General features: G+C 36.8%; 14 protein-coding genes. 8 read left to right on the top strand and 6 right to left on the bottom strand.

Going from position 1 to position 18765, the window contains the following annotated elements; all coding sequences use genetic code 11:
* The first annotated feature begins 96 nt into the window (after positions 1–96).
* The 8 genes from ACT9TX_RS02960 to ACT9TX_RS02925 all read left to right on the top strand — a co-directional run bounded on the left by ACT9TX_RS02960 (position 97) and on the right by ACT9TX_RS02925 (position 11351).
* Positions 97–2295, top strand: a complete 2199-nt coding sequence (locus ACT9TX_RS02960) for a S9 family peptidase (protein WP_481336715.1) — start codon at positions 97–99, stop codon at positions 2293–2295.
* A gap of 210 nt (positions 2296–2505) precedes the next feature.
* The gene (locus tag ACT9TX_RS02955) at positions 2506–3777 is read left to right on the top strand and encodes an ABC transporter permease (RefSeq protein ID WP_481336714.1); all 1272 of its coding nucleotides are present in this window, start codon (positions 2506–2508) and stop codon (positions 3775–3777) included.
* Between the two features lie 179 nt (positions 3778–3956).
* Positions 3957–5066 (top strand): pseudouridine synthase, encoded by a 1110-nt coding sequence (locus tag ACT9TX_RS02950; protein WP_481336713.1) that lies wholly within the window; start codon positions 3957–3959, stop codon positions 5064–5066.
* 111 nt (positions 5067–5177) lie between these two features.
* On the top strand, positions 5178–5891 hold the full coding sequence (locus ACT9TX_RS02945) for an RluA family pseudouridine synthase (protein ID WP_481336712.1): 714 nt from the start codon (positions 5178–5180) through the stop codon (positions 5889–5891).
* 161 nt (positions 5892–6052) lie between these two features.
* Positions 6053–7333 carry a metal-dependent hydrolase family protein gene (locus ACT9TX_RS02940; RefSeq protein ID WP_481336711.1) on the top strand — a complete coding sequence of 427 codons (1281 nt, stop codon included), beginning with the start codon at positions 6053–6055 and terminating at the stop codon, positions 7331–7333.
* Between the two features lie 677 nt (positions 7334–8010).
* Positions 8011–8895 carry a peptidase associated/transthyretin-like domain-containing protein gene (locus tag ACT9TX_RS02935; RefSeq protein ID WP_481336710.1) on the top strand — a complete coding sequence of 295 codons (885 nt, stop codon included), beginning with the start codon at positions 8011–8013 and terminating at the stop codon, positions 8893–8895.
* 218 nt (positions 8896–9113) lie between these two features.
* Positions 9114–10430 (top strand): hypothetical protein, encoded by a 1317-nt coding sequence (locus ACT9TX_RS02930; RefSeq protein WP_481336709.1) that lies wholly within the window; start codon positions 9114–9116, stop codon positions 10428–10430.
* Positions 10431–10796: 366 nt separating this feature from the next.
* On the top strand, positions 10797–11351 hold the full coding sequence (locus ACT9TX_RS02925) for a hypothetical protein (RefSeq protein ID WP_481336708.1): 555 nt from the start codon (positions 10797–10799) through the stop codon (positions 11349–11351).
* Between the two features lie 398 nt (positions 11352–11749).
* Here ACT9TX_RS02925 and ACT9TX_RS02920 read toward each other — a convergent pair whose 3' ends face one another.
* The 6 genes from ACT9TX_RS02920 to ACT9TX_RS02895 all read right to left on the bottom strand — a co-directional run bounded on the left by ACT9TX_RS02920 (position 11750) and on the right by ACT9TX_RS02895 (position 18740).
* Positions 11750–12715, bottom strand: a complete 966-nt coding sequence (locus ACT9TX_RS02920) for a sodium-dependent bicarbonate transport family permease (RefSeq protein WP_481336707.1) — start codon at positions 12713–12715, stop codon at positions 11750–11752.
* 119 nt (positions 12716–12834) lie between these two features.
* Positions 12835–13650, bottom strand: a complete 816-nt coding sequence (panB, locus tag ACT9TX_RS02915) for a 3-methyl-2-oxobutanoate hydroxymethyltransferase (protein WP_481336706.1) — start codon at positions 13648–13650, stop codon at positions 12835–12837.
* A gap of 44 nt (positions 13651–13694) precedes the next feature.
* Positions 13695–14114, bottom strand: a complete 420-nt coding sequence (locus tag ACT9TX_RS02910; RefSeq protein WP_481336705.1) for a pepsin/retropepsin-like aspartic protease family protein — start codon at positions 14112–14114, stop codon at positions 13695–13697.
* 47 nt (positions 14115–14161) lie between these two features.
* A complete protein-coding gene (locus tag ACT9TX_RS02905; RefSeq protein WP_481336704.1) occupies positions 14162–15040 on the bottom strand; it encodes a Ppx/GppA phosphatase family protein in 879 nt (292 codons plus the stop codon).
* A complete protein-coding gene (gene ppk1, locus ACT9TX_RS02900) occupies positions 15021–17111 on the bottom strand; it encodes a polyphosphate kinase 1 (protein ID WP_481336703.1) in 2091 nt (696 codons plus the stop codon). Before ppk1 ends, ACT9TX_RS02905 begins: the two co-directional genes overlap by 20 nt.
* A 129-nt stretch (positions 17112–17240) precedes the next feature.
* Positions 17241–18740, bottom strand: coding sequence for a lipopolysaccharide biosynthesis protein (locus ACT9TX_RS02895; protein WP_481336702.1), 1500 nt, complete (start codon positions 18738–18740; stop codon positions 17241–17243).
* Positions 18741–18765 lie beyond the last annotated feature (25 nt).

Raw genomic sequence — 18765 nt, 5'->3', positions numbered from 1 at the left:
ATTTTATTAAAAGCCCACCACTCATCCAATACTTTAGCCACAGTAAATACACAATTTCTTTTCCCCTTATCTTCATTGCTCAAACCTAGTTTACGTATGAGTACATCTAAATGGCTGTTGTTATTATCAGCTTCAATTGTTGCAAATGCTTCATTGGCACAGCAAAAGCAGTTTACCACTGCCGATTTATTGGCCAATAAAACCCCGAAAAACTTTTACAATACCTTACCAGTAGTGGTGAAATGGGTAGATGATGAGCATGTGATTTTAAATCAAAAAATCCATCCAGATTCTGCCGCAAAAAATTATGTGTTAGATATTAAAACTGGTGCTTTAACACCATCTGCTGCTACTGCGATGCCTGCTGGTCGTGGCTTTGGTAGAGATGCTGCACCTACAAACGGCAAGTCTGTTTACGTTAAAGACAACGATTTGTATTGGCGCAGCAATGGCGAAGAAAAACGCTTAACCAACGATAAAGCCGAAGAGAAAAATCCAACTTTTTCGCCAGATAGTAACTACATTGGCTATACTAAAAACAACAATTTATACACTTACAATTTAGTAACTAATAGAGAAACCCAGTTGACTACTAATGGTAGCTTTACCTCACTAAACGGCTATGCAAGTTGGGTGTATTATGAAGAAATTTTTGGCCGCCCTACACGCTATCGTGCTTTTTGGTGGAGCCCTGATAGCAAAAAACTAGCCTACATGCACTTTGATGAAAGCATGGTACCGATGTTTCCTATTTACAATAGCGATGGGCAACATGGTAGCTTAGAAGAAACTCGCTACCCTAAAGTGGGCGATAAAAACCCCGAAACAAAAGTGGGTTTTGTAAATCCTGATGGTGGTGCTACGGTGTGGGCAGATTTTAACGACAAAGACGACCAATATTTTGGCTGGCCTATTTGGAAACCCGATAGCAAAAGCCTAATTGTGCAGTGGATTAATCGTGGGCAAGACAACTTAAAACTGTACGATGTAAACCCTGCAACCGGCGCTAAGAAAGAGTTCTATACTGAAACTCAAAAAACTTGGGTTGACTTAGAAGATGGTGCTGGTGGTAGAATTACTTTCTTAGACAATAAAACTGGCTTTATTTTAAACAGCGATAAAACAGGCTGGAACCATTTGTACCTACACAATATGGATGGCACGTTAAAAAATCCTATCACACAAGGCAAGTTTACAGTGCTAGATGTAAAAATGATAGACGAAAAAGCTGGCATCATCTACTTTACTGCACGTAGTAAAGAGAATACAGCTCGTATAGATTTTTACAGTGTAAAAATGAATGGTACCGATTTAAAACGCCTCACTTTTGGCGATTATAACCATGCACAAATCAGCTTATCACCAAATGGTAAATACTTTATTACCACTTACAGCAATGTAACTACACCTACTAAAATGACTTTGGTAGATGCAAAAGGTAAAATAGTAAAAGAACTTGGCGATGCAAAAGGTAGTGAAATGGCTAATTATCCATTGGCTAAAACTGAATTGATTCGCATAAAAAGTGATGATGGTTTGTACGAATTACCAGCCGTAGTTACTTGGCCTACCAATTACGACCCAAGCAAAAAATACCCAATGCTCATTAGCATTTATGGTGGGCCAAATGCAGGTACTGTAATGGATACTTGGAATTGGAGCAACAATCGCCAGTTTTATGCAAGCGAAGGTTTAATTCAAGTGGCTTTTGACCATAGAGCTAGCGGCCATTTTGGTAAAGAGGGCGTAAACTATATGCATCGCAACCTTGGCTATTGGGAAATGACAGACTATAAAACTATGGCTACATGGTTTATAGCCAATGGTGGTGGCGACCCTAAAAAAATATGCATTACAGGCTTTAGCTACGGTGGTTACATGAGCTGCATGGCAGTAACCTATGGTGCCGATGTATTTACACATGCTATGGCAGGTGGTAGCGTTACAGACTGGCGCTTGTACGATAGCCACTACACCGAGAAATTTATGGACACACCAGACGAAAACCCAGATGGCTACAAAAGCAGCAGCGTATTTAGCTACATAGATAAATACAAAGGTGTACTACAAATTGTACATGGCACCATAGACGATAACGTACACCTACAAAACAGCCTTCAGTTAGTAGCGGCTTTAGAAGACAAAGGCAAAGATTTTGAAATGACCTTTTACCCAGGAGGCAGACATGGTTGGGGCAATTTACCAGCCCGCAACGCACACTTTGCCAACCTTAAAACCAAGTTTATTTACAAATACTTGCTAGAAAAACCAGTACCAGCAGGTTTGTTAAGATAATTAATAGCGTTTTATACAAAACAGCCGATACAGTTAACCGCTTCGGCTGTTTTGTTTGGGTAACTAGCTTTTGTACTGCTATGAAACATTGTTGCGTCCACACTTGTACGTTCAGATCGTTGTGGGGCTTTTTACAAGGACTTTCATCACTGAATTATCTCTCAGTTACTTCACCACATTATCGTAATATTGCTACATAACTTTCCCCGCATGACCACCGCTGATTCTTTTTTAATAGCTTTTAGAACTGTGCGAAGCAATAGATTGCGTACAGGTATTACCGTTACCATTATTGCTTTTGGTATTATGGCTTTAATAGGTATTATCACGGCTATCGGCGCTATGAATCAATACCTGAAAGAAAGCTTCTCTTTTATGGGGGCTAATGGGTATAGCTTGCGCTTTAAAGACTCTAAAGTGCGCTTTGGTGGGCCAAGTTCAGCAACACTAGGCAAGGTAGGGCAGAAAGAAAAAAAATCGAATTTAGATAAGCCTATTCGCAAAGAAGAAGCAGAATTGTTTAAGTCACAGTTTACTTATCCTGCTACGATAGCTATTTCTATTCGTGCCACCAATAATAGTTTAGAATGTACTTACGGCGATAAAAAAACAAATCCTACTTGTTCATTACTCGGTGGCGATGAAAACTACCTTAACGTAAGTGGCTACAAGCTAGCATTGGGTAGAAATTTTAGTAGTTTAGATGTGAGTTCTGGCCGTAACGTGTGCTTGATAGGTAGCAATGTAGCTACTAAGTTATTTGGCGATAATCCTGAACGTTGTATAGACAAAGTGATACGTGTGGGTAGCTTACAATACCGTATTATTGGCTTGCTAAAACCAAAAGGTACAAGTTCATTTTTGCGTCAAGATGATGCGATATTAACCACCTATTTGAATGTAAAACGCTTGCCTATTGCATCGCCATCATTTAGCATAGGTGTAATGGTAAATAATATTGCCGAAATGGATGCAGCCATTGGTGAAACCACATCGCTGTTTCGTTCTATCCGCAGGCTAGAACCAATAGAACAAGACAATTTTGTAATAGAAAAAAGCGACAAGTTTGCCGAGATATTTATTGGGTTACTTGGAGGTATTACAGGCAGTGCAGCCGTAATTGGTTTAATTACATTGGCAGGTGCAGCTATTGGCTTAATGAATATTATGCTAGTGGCAGTAAGCGAACGTACTAAAGAAGTGGGCTTAATAAAAGCCATTGGTGGCAAACGTGTAGATGTTCGTAGGCAGTTTTTATTTGAAAGCATTATCATCAGCTTATTAGGAGCTTTCTTTGGCATTATCCTAGGTATTTTGGTAGGCAATTTGTTTAGCTTGGTATTAGGCACAGGTTTTATACTGCCTTGGGGCTGGGTTATTACAGGTATCATTATTTGTACGTTAGTAGGCTTAGGTGCAGGTATTTATCCTGCTATGAAAGCTTCTAAGCTAAATCCTATTGTGGCATTGAGATATGAGTAGTTGTTAGTGAGAAGTGAGTGGTGAATAGTCAATAGTCAATAGTTAATTTTCCGCTACTTACGCTTGCCAATGACCTGCAATTAGTAACTATAAATCTGCCAATCTCAAATCAAAAATCATAAATCCCCAATCTGCCCTACCTTCGTGTTACCTGTTGAAAAACAGCAAACGAAAAGATTATGGCAAAACATGCATTTGACAAGTTCATGAATAATGAACCAAAGGGGGCTAAGAAAAAAGAAATGGTAAGGGTTGAGAAGCGCAAAGCGAAAGCTGAAGCCAAAGCGGTAGGCGAACAAAAGCGCAGAGAAAAATACGAAAAACTACATGGCATTGTAAGCACAGAAAAGCCCGCTGCAAAAGCACCTTTTAAAAAGGCCGCCACAAAGCCGAGAGAAGACAAACCTCAGGCAGACAAAAAATTCTCCAAAAATTACGTTCGCAGTAATAGCGACAAATATTTTAAACCAGAAATAGGCACTAAGCCAAGGGCAAAAACTGGTGAAGCCGCAGACACTGCAACTGAGGATATGCCATTGAATAAGTTTATAGCACACGCAGGTGTTTGTGGTAGGCGTGAAGCTGCTGAATTGGTTAAGCAACGCTTAGTAACCGTAAACGGTGATATTGTATACGAACCAGGTTACAAAGTTTCTGCGAAAGACGAAGTGAAAGTAAAGGGTAAACAGATTTTTGCAAAGAAGAATTTAGTGTACATTTTATTGAATAAACCCAAAGATTATTTAACCACTTCTTCTGATCCAGACGGTAGAAAAACCGTGTTAGATTTACTAAAAGGAGCTACACCAGAACGCATTTACCCTGTGGGTAGATTGGATAGAAACACAACAGGTGTTTTGCTATTAACCAACGATGGTGAATTGGCGCAAAAGCTTACGCATCCTAGCTTTCAAGTGAAAAAAGTATATTCTGTTAAATTAGATAAGCCATTAACCAAACGTGACTTTGAAAGTATTTTAAGCGGTATTAATTTAGAAGATGGTGAAGCACATGCAGATAGCTTGGCTTATTCTGATACTGGCGATAAAAGCAATGTTGGTATTGAAATTCATAACGGTCGTAACCGAATTGTACGCAGAATATTCGAGCATCTTGGCTACGAAGTAAAAGCCTTGGATAGAGTAATGTTTGCCAACCTAACCAAGAAAAATGTTGAGCGTGGTAAATGGCGTTTTTTAAACGAAAATGAAATACGTTCTTTAAAGTTTATGAACCAATCTTTTACTAAAAAAGCACCTAAAGCCGAGCCGCAAAATCTTGCTGATTAGCAGTTTAATGTCTCAATTAATTCCATAATAAACATTGGTGGCAGATAAATTATCAAGCATGAGATAATCAAAGCTATATGCCTATTTGCCTATGTGGTGAAAACTATAACTATGAAGTTGGATGTTTTATTTGAAAATGACTTATTCATTGCGTTGAACAAGCCCTCAGGCATGTTATCTATACCAGATAGAATGCAGAGTGAGCCATCGATGAAAGATTTTTTGATAGCTAAATACGGCCAAATATTTACCGTACATCGTTTAGATAAAGATACAAGTGGCATTATTGTGTTTGCCAAAGATGAAGTGACCCACAAAGCACTATCACAATTGTTTGAAGGCAGAGAAGTTGAGAAGTATTATTTGGGTTTGGTAAATGGTACGCTGATGAATGAAAAAGACACCATCAACATCGGCATTATGGAACATCCTGCTAAAAATGGTACGATGGTTACCAATGCCAAAGGCAAGCCTTCGGTTACAGATTATGAAGTGCTTGAAAATTTTAGAATTTACTCTTGGTTACAATTTCAAATTCATACAGGGCGCACACACCAAATACGTGTGCACATGAAATACATGGGCCATAGTATAGCCTGTGATGCTATTTATGGTGATGGAAAACCTGTACTTATTTCATCTTTGAAAAAGAACTTTAATCTTGCTAAAAAAGAGGAGGAAGAAAGACCAATTTTAGGTAGGCTTGGCTTACACTCTTACAAGCTAAAGTTTGAGTTAAATGGAGAAACCTACCATCTAGAAGCAGAGCCACCAAAGGATTTGAGAGCTTTGCTACAACAATTACGTAAGTGGAAAAAAGGGTAGGATTGGAACGCTGATGACGCTGATTGGGGCGAATTAAAACGAATTTTCAATGATAAAATAGGCTGCCTCGCATTTTCGAGACAGTCTATTTCATTAGTTACAGCTTCCTATTTACTTTTCAGTTTCATAATTTCCTATCTTACCCACTTAAACCTTGCATTATGAGATACCTCTTGCTTAGCTTTTTAATGGCTTTTTCTATCATCGCTTTTGCGCAAAAAACATACATCTATTGTGGTCAATTGGTAGATACAAAAACCGCTACCATGTTGAAAGAAATGACTATTATTGTAGAGAAAAATAAAATTGTTGATGTTCAAAAAGGATATGCTACAGCTACTGCAACCGATAAAATCATAGACCTGAAAGCTTATACTGTAATGCCTGGTTTAATAGACTGTCACGTGCATCTTGAAGAAGAAACTAGCCCTACCAAATATGCAGACGGCTTTACACAAAACCCTGCTGATATTGCTTACAAAAGCACTGTATTTGCTGAGAAAACGTTAATGACTGGCTTTACTACTGTGAGAGATTTAGGTGGTAGTGGTGTAAATATTTCGCTGCGCAATGCTATTAATAAAGGTTTGGTAAAAGGCCCTCGTGTATATACTGCTGGCAAAAGCATTGCAACCACAGGTGGCCATGCTGACCCAACCAATGGTTACCGTAAAGATTTAATGGGTGATCCTGGACCAAAAGAAGGTGTAGTAAACGGTGCAGACGACTGTATGAAAGCGGTAAGGCAGCGCTATAAAGAAGGTAGCGATTTAATAAAAATTACCGCTAGTGGTGGTGTATTAAGCGTAGCAAAAAGTGGCGAAAATCCACAATTTACCGAGGCTGAAATTACCGCTATCATTAGCACAGCAAAAGATTATGGTTTTAAGGTAGCAGCGCATTGTCATGGGGCAGAAGCCATGAAACGTGCGGTATTGGCTGGCGTTAGTTCTATAGAACATGGCACTTACATGACACCAGAAATTATGCAACTCATGAAACAGAAAGGCACTTATTTCGTGCCTACAATTACTGCTGGTAAATCTGTAGCCGACAGCGCCAAAAAGCCCGGTTATTATCCTGATTTAGTTACGCCTAAAGCCTTAGCCATTGGCCCTAAAATTCAAAACACATTTGCCAATGCTTATAAAGCTGGTGTGCCTATTGCGTTTGGTACCGATGCAGGTGTATATGCACACGGCAAAAACTGGATGGAATTTTTCTACATGAACGAGGCTGGTATGCCTGCTTTAGAAACCATACAAACCGCCACTGTAAAAGCCGCTGATTTAATTGGTATTAGCGATTTAGTTGGCACTATTGAAGCCAATAAACTAGCCGATATTGTTGCCATAGATGGCGACCCAACCAAAGACATTAAAGCCATGGGCAAGATGGTATTTGTAATGAAAGATGGTGTGGTGTATAAATCTGTAAAATAGTTTTTTGTAACCAGCTTTTGTGCTGCCTGTGCTGAGTTTACGAAGCATCTAATTGCACACGTAAATACTTTATGCAGCAATTGCTACCATGCACTTTGGTTAATTGTTATTAAATACTAGTTTCTTTACTGTAAATACTGGTATTTGTTTGTTTAATGCTAGTATGATGGCATTAAACCATGGTAGCTTGGTTTTCAACAAAGGTTTCTTAATGTAAAACAATGGTATCTAGGTATTCAATATCGGTATCTCAGCATTAAACATTGGTATCTGCCTATTAAACATCAGTATCTCCATTCTTAACACAGGTATCTTGCCTTTAACGTAATAAGTAAAGCCCTATTACATTGGTATCTGCTGTATCAATGCTAGTATTAGCTTACTAGCAAGGTAGAATAGCTTAGTTTATACAGGTTTATGTAAAATAAATAAGTCGAAACCTTTTTTGAATTGCGTATAAATAGATGTCAATACGGCTTTATATTACCAAAACCTTAAAATGCCCTTAAAATTAAAAAAATAATAATCACGCATAAGATATTTTTTGTACATTCATATTCAGAATAAGCAATCATCTACAGACGACTATATATTTCGCAAGACTAGCAATCATCTTTTTTTTCTCGCTGTTATTACAGAAAAATAACCAATTAACTAATACTAAACTACGCTTAAAAATGACTAGCCGAAACGAAGCCCGATGGGATGCGGGTAAGCGAATTAAAACCTTTAACACCGAAGAAGCCACCAAACTAGCTACCATACCTGGCTATGCTGACGAACAAGCAGAATTTGATGCGTTAATGGCAGATTTAGCAAAAGCTGCAGCCTTGCAACAGCAAGATACCACAGGGCTTACAGCTACTAAAGATGCCTTGCGAGAAACCATGGCTAAAACTATTGTAAAATTTGCCAAGCGAGGCGTAGTAAAAGCCACTAGGGCAGGCAATACAGCCCTCTCACAAGGTATTGACCATCCTGAAAAATACTATACCATTGGCAGTGCCGATATTGCTATTAGCCGTGCCACTGCGGTTAAAGATTTAATAAAAGACAACTTAGCGACGCTTACTAATATTACCCTAGCCGATGTTACCGAGATGACTACTGCTATTACTGCTTTTGCCAATGCAAAAGATACACCTACCACTACCAACCAAACCAAGAAAATACTAGGCACTAACCAAATAATAAAACTGCTTGATAAGCTAGATGTAACCATAGACCATATGAACTACCTAATAGATAGTTATTTTGAGGGTACGACACTAGCTGAAAAATTTGATGCTGCAAGTAAGCTGATACTACTTGGTGTGCGGAGCAATAGTGTATTGCTACATATTGATGATGCCGAAACAGGCAACCCGATAGATAACGCCATAGTGACTACTGGTAAAAAAACTATAGAAACAGACGAAGAAGGCATTGCCACATTTGACAGTGTACGCACTGGCAAGCAAACCTTTACCATTACCGCCACAGGCTATACCACCCAAACCATTTCACTAAAAGTAATTAGAAGTACCACTACTGAAGGTGTGGTGAAGTTGAAGAAGGGGTAGGGGATTGATGAAATGTTTGTTTGTAAAAGCAACACCCACAAAGTCGAAAAAGATCAGGAAAAGTACACTTCTGACCTTAAAAGGTATTTAGGGAAGACAATAAGTAATATGATAGAAAAGAAGTTCTTGTGTTACATTGACTATACTCTGGAATATTTATTGATTAAACATACCCCACTTTATATTTTGAGTTGCGTATAATTATAAAACCAACAGTTATGTTATTGGAAATTCTTAAAATACTGACAGTTGTAATTACTGCTGGTCTAGCTGTTTTTGCTGTAACTACAGATTTTGCTGATAAAGATACTAAGAGGCTAAAACCTTCAGGAAGATGGTATATAGGCATATTTCTATTTTCGGTTGGTTTAACTTATCTTTTTGATAAGTTATCAGATAAGCAAAAAGAACGGGAAACAAACGTAAACTTTACAAATACAATAAAAAGTATTCGTGATAGTACTGAATTGTTACTAAAAAAAACAAAAGATAGTCTTGACAATCAATTTGACAGAATAAATCAATTAAACACACAAATTGGAGAAAATTTAACTCGGACATCTTACTATATTCAAAATCAATTTGAGCAAACTATAAATAATCAAAAAGAGGTTAACGATTTAACACACAGAGTAAAGTCAATTGCTGAAAATACAAAAACACTACAAGAAAAAACAGTAACGAATTTGGGGGGGGCAATAAAATCTATTTCAGGACTACAAGAGAAGCAACAAACAAGTATAACGCAATTGGATAACATATCACAACTATCCTCCAAGAACCTTTCAGCAATTGATACTGTATTTAGACAAGTTAATAGTTTAACAGAGCCTCTTGCACCAATCCAATTCGTTTTTAGAATTAAGTATAAGCTTGATCAACCGATATTCCCAGTAAAAAAAAGGAATTATCAAGAAATTAAAAGTGGTTCCGATTTAGATGACTTACCTCCTGAATGGATTTATGAATATAATTCAAAACCTGTACAATCGTTTTTTCCGTATATGTATGAAATCAAAAACTTTAAAGAGTTCGTGAAACAGTTTTACTATAATTTCAGATTAACTATTTTATTTTTTAAAGATACTACTTACAAAGAGCGTGCTATTAGCCTTTGTGAAAACGGATTTGTTTTAAATCAACCTTGTAAAGGAAGTAAAATTGAAAGTACCATTTATTATGATGAGAGTGATACGTCCTTAATAAGAGTTCATACGTTAACTTTTCCAACTATATATGAAAACAATGGTCAAATTAAAAGCATAACAGATTTGGTTAATAACACGGTAATAAGAGCAAACGCATTTCAGGGAGGAGAAACACAATATCATATTCAATTAAGAGATTTAACATCTAAGTATGACAAAAATTTTCAAATAAGAAGTGTTGAGTTCTTACCTTATCTTACAATCAAATATGGACAAAACTTCAAGTTGAAAAAGGACTTAAGAAACTATCATATTAAAACAACAAAAGAAAAATTCGGAGGCGATTTTAGTTTCAATGACACCTTTTTGACAGTATTCCCGAAATAACTACATTATTGGCGCAGGTCCCAGTAGGTTAGGTCTGTAGCGGTGCAACGTAGCATAGCCGACCTGTAGCTAGCTTGTTACTTGTTTTGTTAAGCTATAGCTTTAAACTAAGTAACGTTGAATCACAAGTCAGGAGACTTGCGCTAGTTGTGGGCATGTTGCTTAAACAGATAAAAGGGATTTCCAAATCTCACAATATCACGGCTCTGTAAAGAGACAATTGTCGCCAAACATCCGAGGTTTTAAAAAACCTCGGATGTTTTATAGGCACAAATAAAAATGGTACGTGATGACACGTACCAAGGCTGAGAAAATAAACACCAATCAATTAAAAAAAATATAATTTATTAAACTATTACACCAATAATGAGATTTTTTTACACCTTAGCAATTATTACAATTTTTTATGTTAGCTCCTCGTTTGCTCAAAGCAAAGAAAAAGTGAGTGACGGCATTAAAAACTTTGATCCTAAAAGATTTTGTTGGGCTATTGGACACCGGCAGCGTGTAAAGCCGCCAAACCCGAATTATGCTTTCGAATATACCAAATTGCTATACGAAGCTACAGGCGTGGATACAGTAAAAGACAGCGAAGAAGAAATAGGCAGAAAAATACGGGTTTTATGGAATTATTTTGATCATAGAATTGCCTGCGTCGATGGTTTTGATGTTCTACATGGAAATGTATTGTCACTTGCAGTAGCAAAAAACTTTACAGATTTTTTAGTGGATGCCATAAGCTGGAAGCTCGATTTAAATGATTACGATAAAACATACAACCAGGGAACAGTTCTTGACTATGTTGTAGAAGAGATAAAAGTTTATGAGGGACAGACTTTAGTAGAAGATTACAAATACTATTTTAAGATTTTAAGAGCGGCTGGTGCGAAATTTCGGTCCGAATTAGAAGCGCCTAAATGACATTAGCTGAATTTGCCCATATTCTCAAACAATTTATAAACGCTTACCCCTTTATGGGATAAGCGTTTATAAATTAACTCTAATAATTCTGCTGGGCGACATGTTCCGAAAGGCATGTTGCCTAAACAGATAAAAGGGATTTCCTAATCCCTCAATATCACGACTCTGAAGCGGCGCAATGTAGAATAGCTCATCCCCCACTGGCGCAGGTTTGTAGCGGTGCAACGCAGTATAGCCGACCTGTACTAGCTCGTTACTTGTTTTTAAGGTTATAGTTTTAAAAATTAAGTAACGTTGAACCTGCTAGGCAACACGTTCTGAAGGGCATTTACCCTAAACAGATAAGAGGCATTTCCAAATCCCTTAATACTTCACTGCCATTCTAATTTGCCGCTAGGCTAAAAACTATGCTGTACTATTGCAAAGTATAAAGGCATACCAACGGTAATATTAAATGGAAAAGTAAGCCCTAAAGCCATAGGTATATACAAGCCCGGGTCTGCCTTTGGGGCAGCTAAACGCATAGCTGCTGGCACAGCAATATAAGAAGCACTTGCAGCTAGTATGGCAAAAATGAAACGGTTGCCAATATCATGTGTAATAAAGCCGCTTAAAAATGCCACTGCGCTACCATTAATAGCAGGAATGATGACAGCAAACATGGTTAAGAACCAGCCGTATTTTTTAAAAGCTGCAAATCTTTTGGCAGTAACCATGCCCATTTCTAACAAGAAAAGCGCTAAAAAACCTTTAAAAATATCGGTGGTAAAAGGTTTAATGCCTTCTGCTTGTTTAGAATCTGCAATAAGACCAATAATTAAACTACCTAAAATAAGCAATACGCTGCCATTAGTAAATGAATGTTGAATAGCGCCTTTTGCATTGCCTTTATTACCACGTTCTTTATCGTATTGGCGCATTAAAATTACGCCTACAATAATGGCTGGTGATTCCATAAAAGCCATTACTGCAACCATGTGCCCGCCAAAGTTTAAGTGTTCTGCTTCTAAAAAAGACACTGCTGACACAAACGTAACTGCACTTACAGAGCCATAAGTTGCAGCCACAGCACCAGCATCGCTAATGCTCATTTTGCGTTTTAAAATAAAGAAAGTGTAAAGCGGAATAAATGAAGCAATGAATAAACCAAACAAAATTGAGTAAATGATTTCTGAAGTAAAATGGCTGTGGGCTAATTCTTGCCCCCCTTTAAAGCCAATGGCGAATAATAAGTACAGCGAAATAAATTTACTAGAAGCTTGTGGTATTTCTAAGTCACTTTTTACAACTGTGGCAATAATGCCAAGTATAAAAAACAGTAGGGTAGGATTGGTTAGGTTGATAATTAATACTTCAAAATCCATGATAAAAGCTGCTTTAGTTGGTTGCTAGATGTTAAATCTGGCGGCTAAAGTAGTATCCTTTTGTTCAACGGTTTTATTGCAATATCTTATCAACAACCTCAGTTTTTTTTATGATAGGCTTAATAACTCTCGCCCTCATTAGGAAAATCTTGGCTTTTTACATCGGTAATATAACCTGTAACAGCATTGGTTATCTGTTCATGTAAGTTGGCATATTGGCGTAAAAAGCGTGGTTTAAATTCAGTGTTTATGCCTAGCATATCATGCATTACCAATACTTGACCATCGCAGTATTTACCCGCACCAATACCGATAGTTGGTATTACTAAGGCTTCAGACACTTCTTTAGCTAAAAGTGCTGGAATTTTTTCTAGCACAATGGCAAAGCAGCCAGCATCTTGTAATAATTGACAATCTTTTTTCAATTTTTCAGCCTCGGCTTCTTCTTTTGCTCTTACAGCATACGTACCAAATTTATAAATACTTTGTGGTGTTAAACCTAAATGGCCCATTACAGGAATACCAGCACTTACAATGCGTTTAATACTATCTATAACTTCTTCACCACCTTCTAATTTTATAGCATGCGCACCAGTTTCTTTCATAATTTTTATGGCAGAGGCAAGCGCCACTTTTGAGTCTGATTGGTAAGTACCAAAAGGCATATCTACCACCACAAAACTTCTATTTACACCACGTGTTACACATTGTGCGTGGTAAATCATTTGCTCAAGTGTAATAGGCAATGTGGTTTCATGACCAGCCATTACATTGCTAGCACTATCGCCTACCAACATCACATCAATACCTGCGGCGTCAAATATTTTAGCAAAAGAAAAATCATAAGCCGTAAGCATAGAAATTTTCTCGCCATTGGCTTTCATCTTTTGTAAAGTATGGGTGGTTATTTTTTTAACTTCTTTATGGATAGACATGCAAGGAATTATTTGTGATTGCTGATTTTTAATTTCAGAGGTAGCTATTTTAATGAAAACATAGGGCCATCAGGGTGCTTAGGATTGTATTCTACGCTTTGCGCAGATGGAATAATTACCAAATCCATTAGTTCCATTGGCACAGCACCTAGTAGTGGTTCTTCGTTATCAGGCAGCACAAAAGCGTCTGTTATACAATCTCTGCTTTTGAATTTAAGTCTTATTAGTCCTGCTACCTGTAAATTTTTCTTTGTACCATCAGCTAGCGTTACATCCATAGAGCTACGAATGCGTAAGCCTAATTGGTGTCTAATATTCTCATTAATAGCTAATCGAATAGCACCTGTATCTGCTAAAGCTTTTATGTTAGTTGAACGTACTTTTTCCCTTGGCAAATAGCCATCTTCACACAACGTCTCATCTGCAAAGTTGATGAGTTCTATTTCTGCATAACTTAAGCCCATTTTCTTTGATTTTTATTAACTGAAATTACACGTTTTTTAGTTAATCTCTACTTCAATTCTTCGTATAAACTTTGCACCAAGCCATCAGCCAAACCAATTTTTGGCACATATATTTCTTCAATATCAGCCCATTTCATCACATTGATATAAATGAGCAAAGCTGGTACAATTACATCTGCACGGTCTTCTCGTAGCTTGTAGATGCGTATTAATTCTTCAACACTGTAGTTACTAAATTCTTTGTGGTAATCTTTTAATAATTGCAGGCTTAGTGGCTTACCTTCTTTCTTTTTGCTCAGCGAAAAAACCTTGTTGATATTGCCACCGCTACCTATGGCACAAATGGGCAAACTAGATTTGGTATTTTGCTTTAGGTGGTCACGCATTTCGTCCCAAACCGTCTCGTGTATTTGTTGTTTTAGTAAGCGTATGGTACCAATATTAAAACTTTCACGGTACTTCATTTTGCCCTCACTAAAAAAAGTGAGTTCAGTGCTACCACCACCAACATCTATGTACAAGTAATTATGATTTTTATCTAGCCCTTCTGCTATATGGCTTTGATTAATCATCGTAGCTTCTTTATCGCCACTGATAATTTCTATTTCTATACCTGTTTCTAGCTTTACTTTTCTAATAATGTCGGCGCTGTTTTTGGCATCACGCATAGCACTAGTAGCACAGGCTCTAAAATGTTCTACTTCATAGGCTTTCATTAGGTGTGCATAGGCTTTCATTGTTTCCATAATCATTTGCCTACGACCCTTACTTATTTCGCCCAATTCAAACACATCAAAACCCAAGCGCAGCGGTACACGTACTAAATTTAGTTTATTGAATTGTGGCTTACCCGTACTATTAACAACTACTTCTGTAATTAATAATCTTGCTGCGTTACTACCAATATCAATTGCTGCTAGCCTCAATTTTTTTCTGTGTTTTTTGGTATAGATAATGGTAGGTTTCTATTTGCGAACGTACCTTTTTTCCGGCGAAAGATACATAGTTATTACTCAGTTCATTATTTAGAGTTCTTGCCTTTACATTGTCTTTCAGTTGAATGTTGATAATGTCTTTAATTTCTTGTTTGATGGCTGTATCTAAAATTGGCAAAGCCGCTTCTACACGATGGTCTAAATTTCTTACCATCCAATCGGCAGAAGAAATAAATACCTTTTCTTTTCCGCCATTATGAAAAATAAGCACCCTAGCATGTTCTAAATATTCATCAACAATACTGATGGCTTTTACAGGATGTTTAAACTTTTTATTTTCCATTACGGCACAAAAAATACTGCGTATTATGAGGTTGATTTTTACCCCTGCTGTAGCCGCTTCGTATAGTTTATTAATCAAAGTCGCATCACTTAAAGAGTTAACTTTTAAAGTTATTTCAGCTTGTTTCTTGGCTTTTGCATTTTTAATTTCTACGTTGATAAAAGCTTCTAGTTGCTTGCGCATATTAGTAGGGCATACCAACAAGGTTTTACAAAGTTTTAGATGGTTAATACCTGTTTGCCAGTTTTCTAAGTAATTGAAAATGCGGTTAATATCTGCCATCACATTTCTGTTGGCCGTAAGTAAGCAATGGTCACCATAAACCCTTGCTGTTTTTTCGTTTAAGTTGCCGGTACTTACGAAGCCATACTGAATAGTTCTTGTACCAAGGCGCTTCTTGATAATACATAACTTGGCATGAATTTTTTGTTTGGGTACACCAAGCAATACTTTTACGCCTTCATCTTCCAGTACATTTTTCCATTCAAGGTTGGCCTCTTCATCAAACCTAGCTTTAAGCTCAAGCATTACTACCACTTGCTTGCCATTACGAGCCGCGTTTACTAATGCATTGATCACTTTAGAGTTAGACGCTAAACGATAAGCTGTAATTTTTATGCTGGTTACATGCGGATCCATTGCTGCTTCTCGTAGTAAATCAATCACACTGTTGTACGATTGGTAAGGAAAATGTAGCATCACATCCTTCTTTAAAATAACATCCGTAACACGCATGGTATTTTGTAAATCAGGATGTGTAAATGGCGTTCTGCGTTCGCTTTGATTGGTAAACACATCAGGGAAATCCATAAAATGCCTGTAGTTGTGAATGCGTCCACCAGGAATAATATTGCTTTTACGAGATAAATTTAAACGGCGAATTAAATACTCTAACAAACCAGCATTCATCTCTTTATCGTACACAAAACGCACTGGCTTGCCCTTACGACGGTTTTTTAAACCCTTTTCTATTTTTTCTACAAAAGTGGTGCTTAAATCTTGGTCAAGATCTATTTCTGCATCTTTAGTAACCTTAAAAACATGCGCTTCAAAATGGTCATATTCAAAATATGAGAAAATGTTTGGCAGGTTAAAACGAATGACATCTTCTAACAAAATAATGTGTTTTTCATCGGCTTTTGAAGGTAAAATTACAAAGCGCCCAACAGCTTTTGCAGGTACTTCTATCAGCGAATATTTTTGTTGATAAGCATCATCTTTTTTTCGCATTACTACACCTAAATAAATGCTTTTGTCTCTGATGTAAGGCATTTGCGCTAAGCCTTCAATCATTAACGGTATTACATTGCTGCGTACTTGTTCGTCAAAATACTTTTTTACAAATACTTGTTGTGGTTTGGTTAAATGCTTTTCATCTACCAGAAAAATCTTTTCTTTTTTCAACTCTTTGGTAATGCCATCCCAAATGCGGTTAAACTCATTTTGCTGGCTTAATACTGTGGTTTGAATTTGATCTAGAATATACTGAGGATCATTTTCCATGTGCATATTAAGTCGCTTCCTTTTCTCGGCAAATTCTACCATGCGTTTTAAAGTACCCACACGCACACGAAAAAACTCATCGCTATTATTTGAGAAAATACCTAAAAATCTAATGCGCTCTTTAAGTGGTACAGTAGGGTCGTTGGCTTCTTGTAGTACCCTTGCGTTAAAACTTAACCAACTAATATCTCTTTGTATAAATGCCTGTTTGTTCATAAATCAATCGCCTTATTGGTTCAAATATAATAAGTGGCTTTTTTACTAAATGTTATGTTTTTTAATCGCTGATGTAATGATTGAAATGATTAAAATGATGTGGGTAAAATAGTTATCAGTCGCATCTATCTAATCTGCGTTATCAGCGTTCCTATCAGTTTTCGGTTTCCATTTTTCCAATAGTTGATGCGCATCTGGTGTTAGTTTAAATGCAAAAACCCCACCAATCATCAACCCAGAAAAAATAATACCACGTACAAAAATTGCTATCCAACCATTTAAATACATGCCAATAAAATAGGCAATGGCAAATGCGGCTATTGATAAGAGAATACTGTACAATGTTTTACTGTTAAAAGGCTGCATTTTAAATACCCTTCTGATAAATTCGAAACGAATAGCATTGTAAATGATAAAGGAAATTAACTGTGCATACGCAGAACCAATGATACCGTATTCTTTAATTAAAAAATAGTTGAGCGGCATAATAAGTGCTAGTAAAACAAGACCACTATAAAAATCAAATTTCCAGCGATTAGATGTTTGTATAACAATATTATTTACTCCTGTACCGGCATCTACAACTCGCATAAGCCCTAATACAATCATGGCTTCTACACCAGCAAGGTAAGTTTTATTAAGGCCAAATAAATGAATGGCACTTTCTGTATTTAAAACAACATTGCCATATACAAAAGCACTCATAATAAACATGTTAATGCAACTTCTTGTGTACACCCGGTTTATTTCTGCTAAATCTTTTTCTTTCCAAGCTTGAGAAATAACGCCAACACTTACATTTAATAAGGTGCGTTGTGGTGCTTGTACCAAGCTAGCTAAGTATTGCGCCAAGGCAAAAATTCCCAAATCGCCAAGACCTTTTAAACCAGCTATTAATATGCCATCAATGGTATCTTTAAATACTAAAATGATAGTGCCAGCATAAAAGAACGCCTGCATAGAAAACATTTTTTTCCAAAGCCGCTTACTTACTTTACTTATTGTAAAACTTAAATGAATTTTATTTTGCTGAACCAGATAAGCAATTAATAATAATGCAATGGTTAAATAAGTACTAGCGAATAGGTAAATGAACGTGTTAAAACTAATTAGCTTGAAATAGTATAGAATGATGATAAAAAGTGTCAATATTCTTATCACTATTTCCTTAAAAAATGTAGGTACAACGGCTCTGTTGAGTGATTGTGCAAAGGCTTCAAAAATGCCAAATAATAGAATGCCAAAGGCAAACAAAAATACCCAATAATAGTAAGTTAAAAATAATGGTGATCTAGCACTGAATTTGCGAATAATGAAGGGTTCGTATACAATACCGCCTATACAAACGGCCAAAAAACCAATTAATGCTACAAAAAGTACCCATGTCAATAGGTCATTTTTTTTATCTGCTAAATGATACTTGTAATAGGGATGAAATTTGTATACAACTGATACTGCACCAAGACTTGCAATAGCAAACATGCTTTGACCAAAATCCATAAAAGCTCTCGTAAGTCCAAAGCCATCAGAAAGATATTTTGTAAAGAAAAACATATTAACCGCACCAACTGCAAAGCCTGTGTACATTAAAAGCCCTGAAATAATCGCCTGTTTTCTAATGGTTGCCATAAGCCCCTAGCCCCTAAAGAGGAAT

The organism is Parasediminibacterium sp. HNIBRBA5674 (genome assembly GCF_056745525.1).
Note: the sequence above shows the minus strand (reverse complement) of the source record. Positions and strands in the feature narration are given on the sequence as shown.

Coding starts and splice junctions, on each gene's coding strand:
- ACT9TX_RS02940 (WP_481336711.1), top strand. CDS start 6,053: ATGAGATACCTCTTGCTTAGCTTTTTAATGGCTTTTTCTATCATCGCT.
- ACT9TX_RS02895 (WP_481336702.1), bottom strand. CDS start 18,740: ATGGCAACCATTAGAAAACAGGCGATTATTTCAGGGCTTTTAATGTAC.
- ACT9TX_RS02945 (WP_481336712.1), top strand. CDS start 5,178: ATGAAGTTGGATGTTTTATTTGAAAATGACTTATTCATTGCGTTGAAC.
- ACT9TX_RS02925 (WP_481336708.1), top strand. CDS start 10,797: ATGAGATTTTTTTACACCTTAGCAATTATTACAATTTTTTATGTTAGC.
- ACT9TX_RS02930 (WP_481336709.1), top strand. CDS start 9,114: ATGTTATTGGAAATTCTTAAAATACTGACAGTTGTAATTACTGCTGGT.
- ACT9TX_RS02920 (WP_481336707.1), bottom strand. CDS start 12,715: ATGGATTTTGAAGTATTAATTATCAACCTAACCAATCCTACCCTACTG.
- ACT9TX_RS02955 (WP_481336714.1), top strand. CDS start 2,506: ATGACCACCGCTGATTCTTTTTTAATAGCTTTTAGAACTGTGCGAAGC.
- panB (WP_481336706.1), bottom strand. CDS start 13,650: ATGTCTATCCATAAAGAAGTTAAAAAAATAACCACCCATACTTTACAA.
- ACT9TX_RS02950 (WP_481336713.1), top strand. CDS start 3,957: ATGGCAAAACATGCATTTGACAAGTTCATGAATAATGAACCAAAGGGG.
- ACT9TX_RS02960 (WP_481336715.1), top strand. CDS start 97: ATGAGTACATCTAAATGGCTGTTGTTATTATCAGCTTCAATTGTTGCA.
- ACT9TX_RS02935 (WP_481336710.1), top strand. CDS start 8,011: ATGACTAGCCGAAACGAAGCCCGATGGGATGCGGGTAAGCGAATTAAA.
- ppk1 (WP_481336703.1), bottom strand. CDS start 17,111: ATGAACAAACAGGCATTTATACAAAGAGATATTAGTTGGTTAAGTTTT.
- ACT9TX_RS02910 (WP_481336705.1), bottom strand. CDS start 14,114: ATGGGCTTAAGTTATGCAGAAATAGAACTCATCAACTTTGCAGATGAG.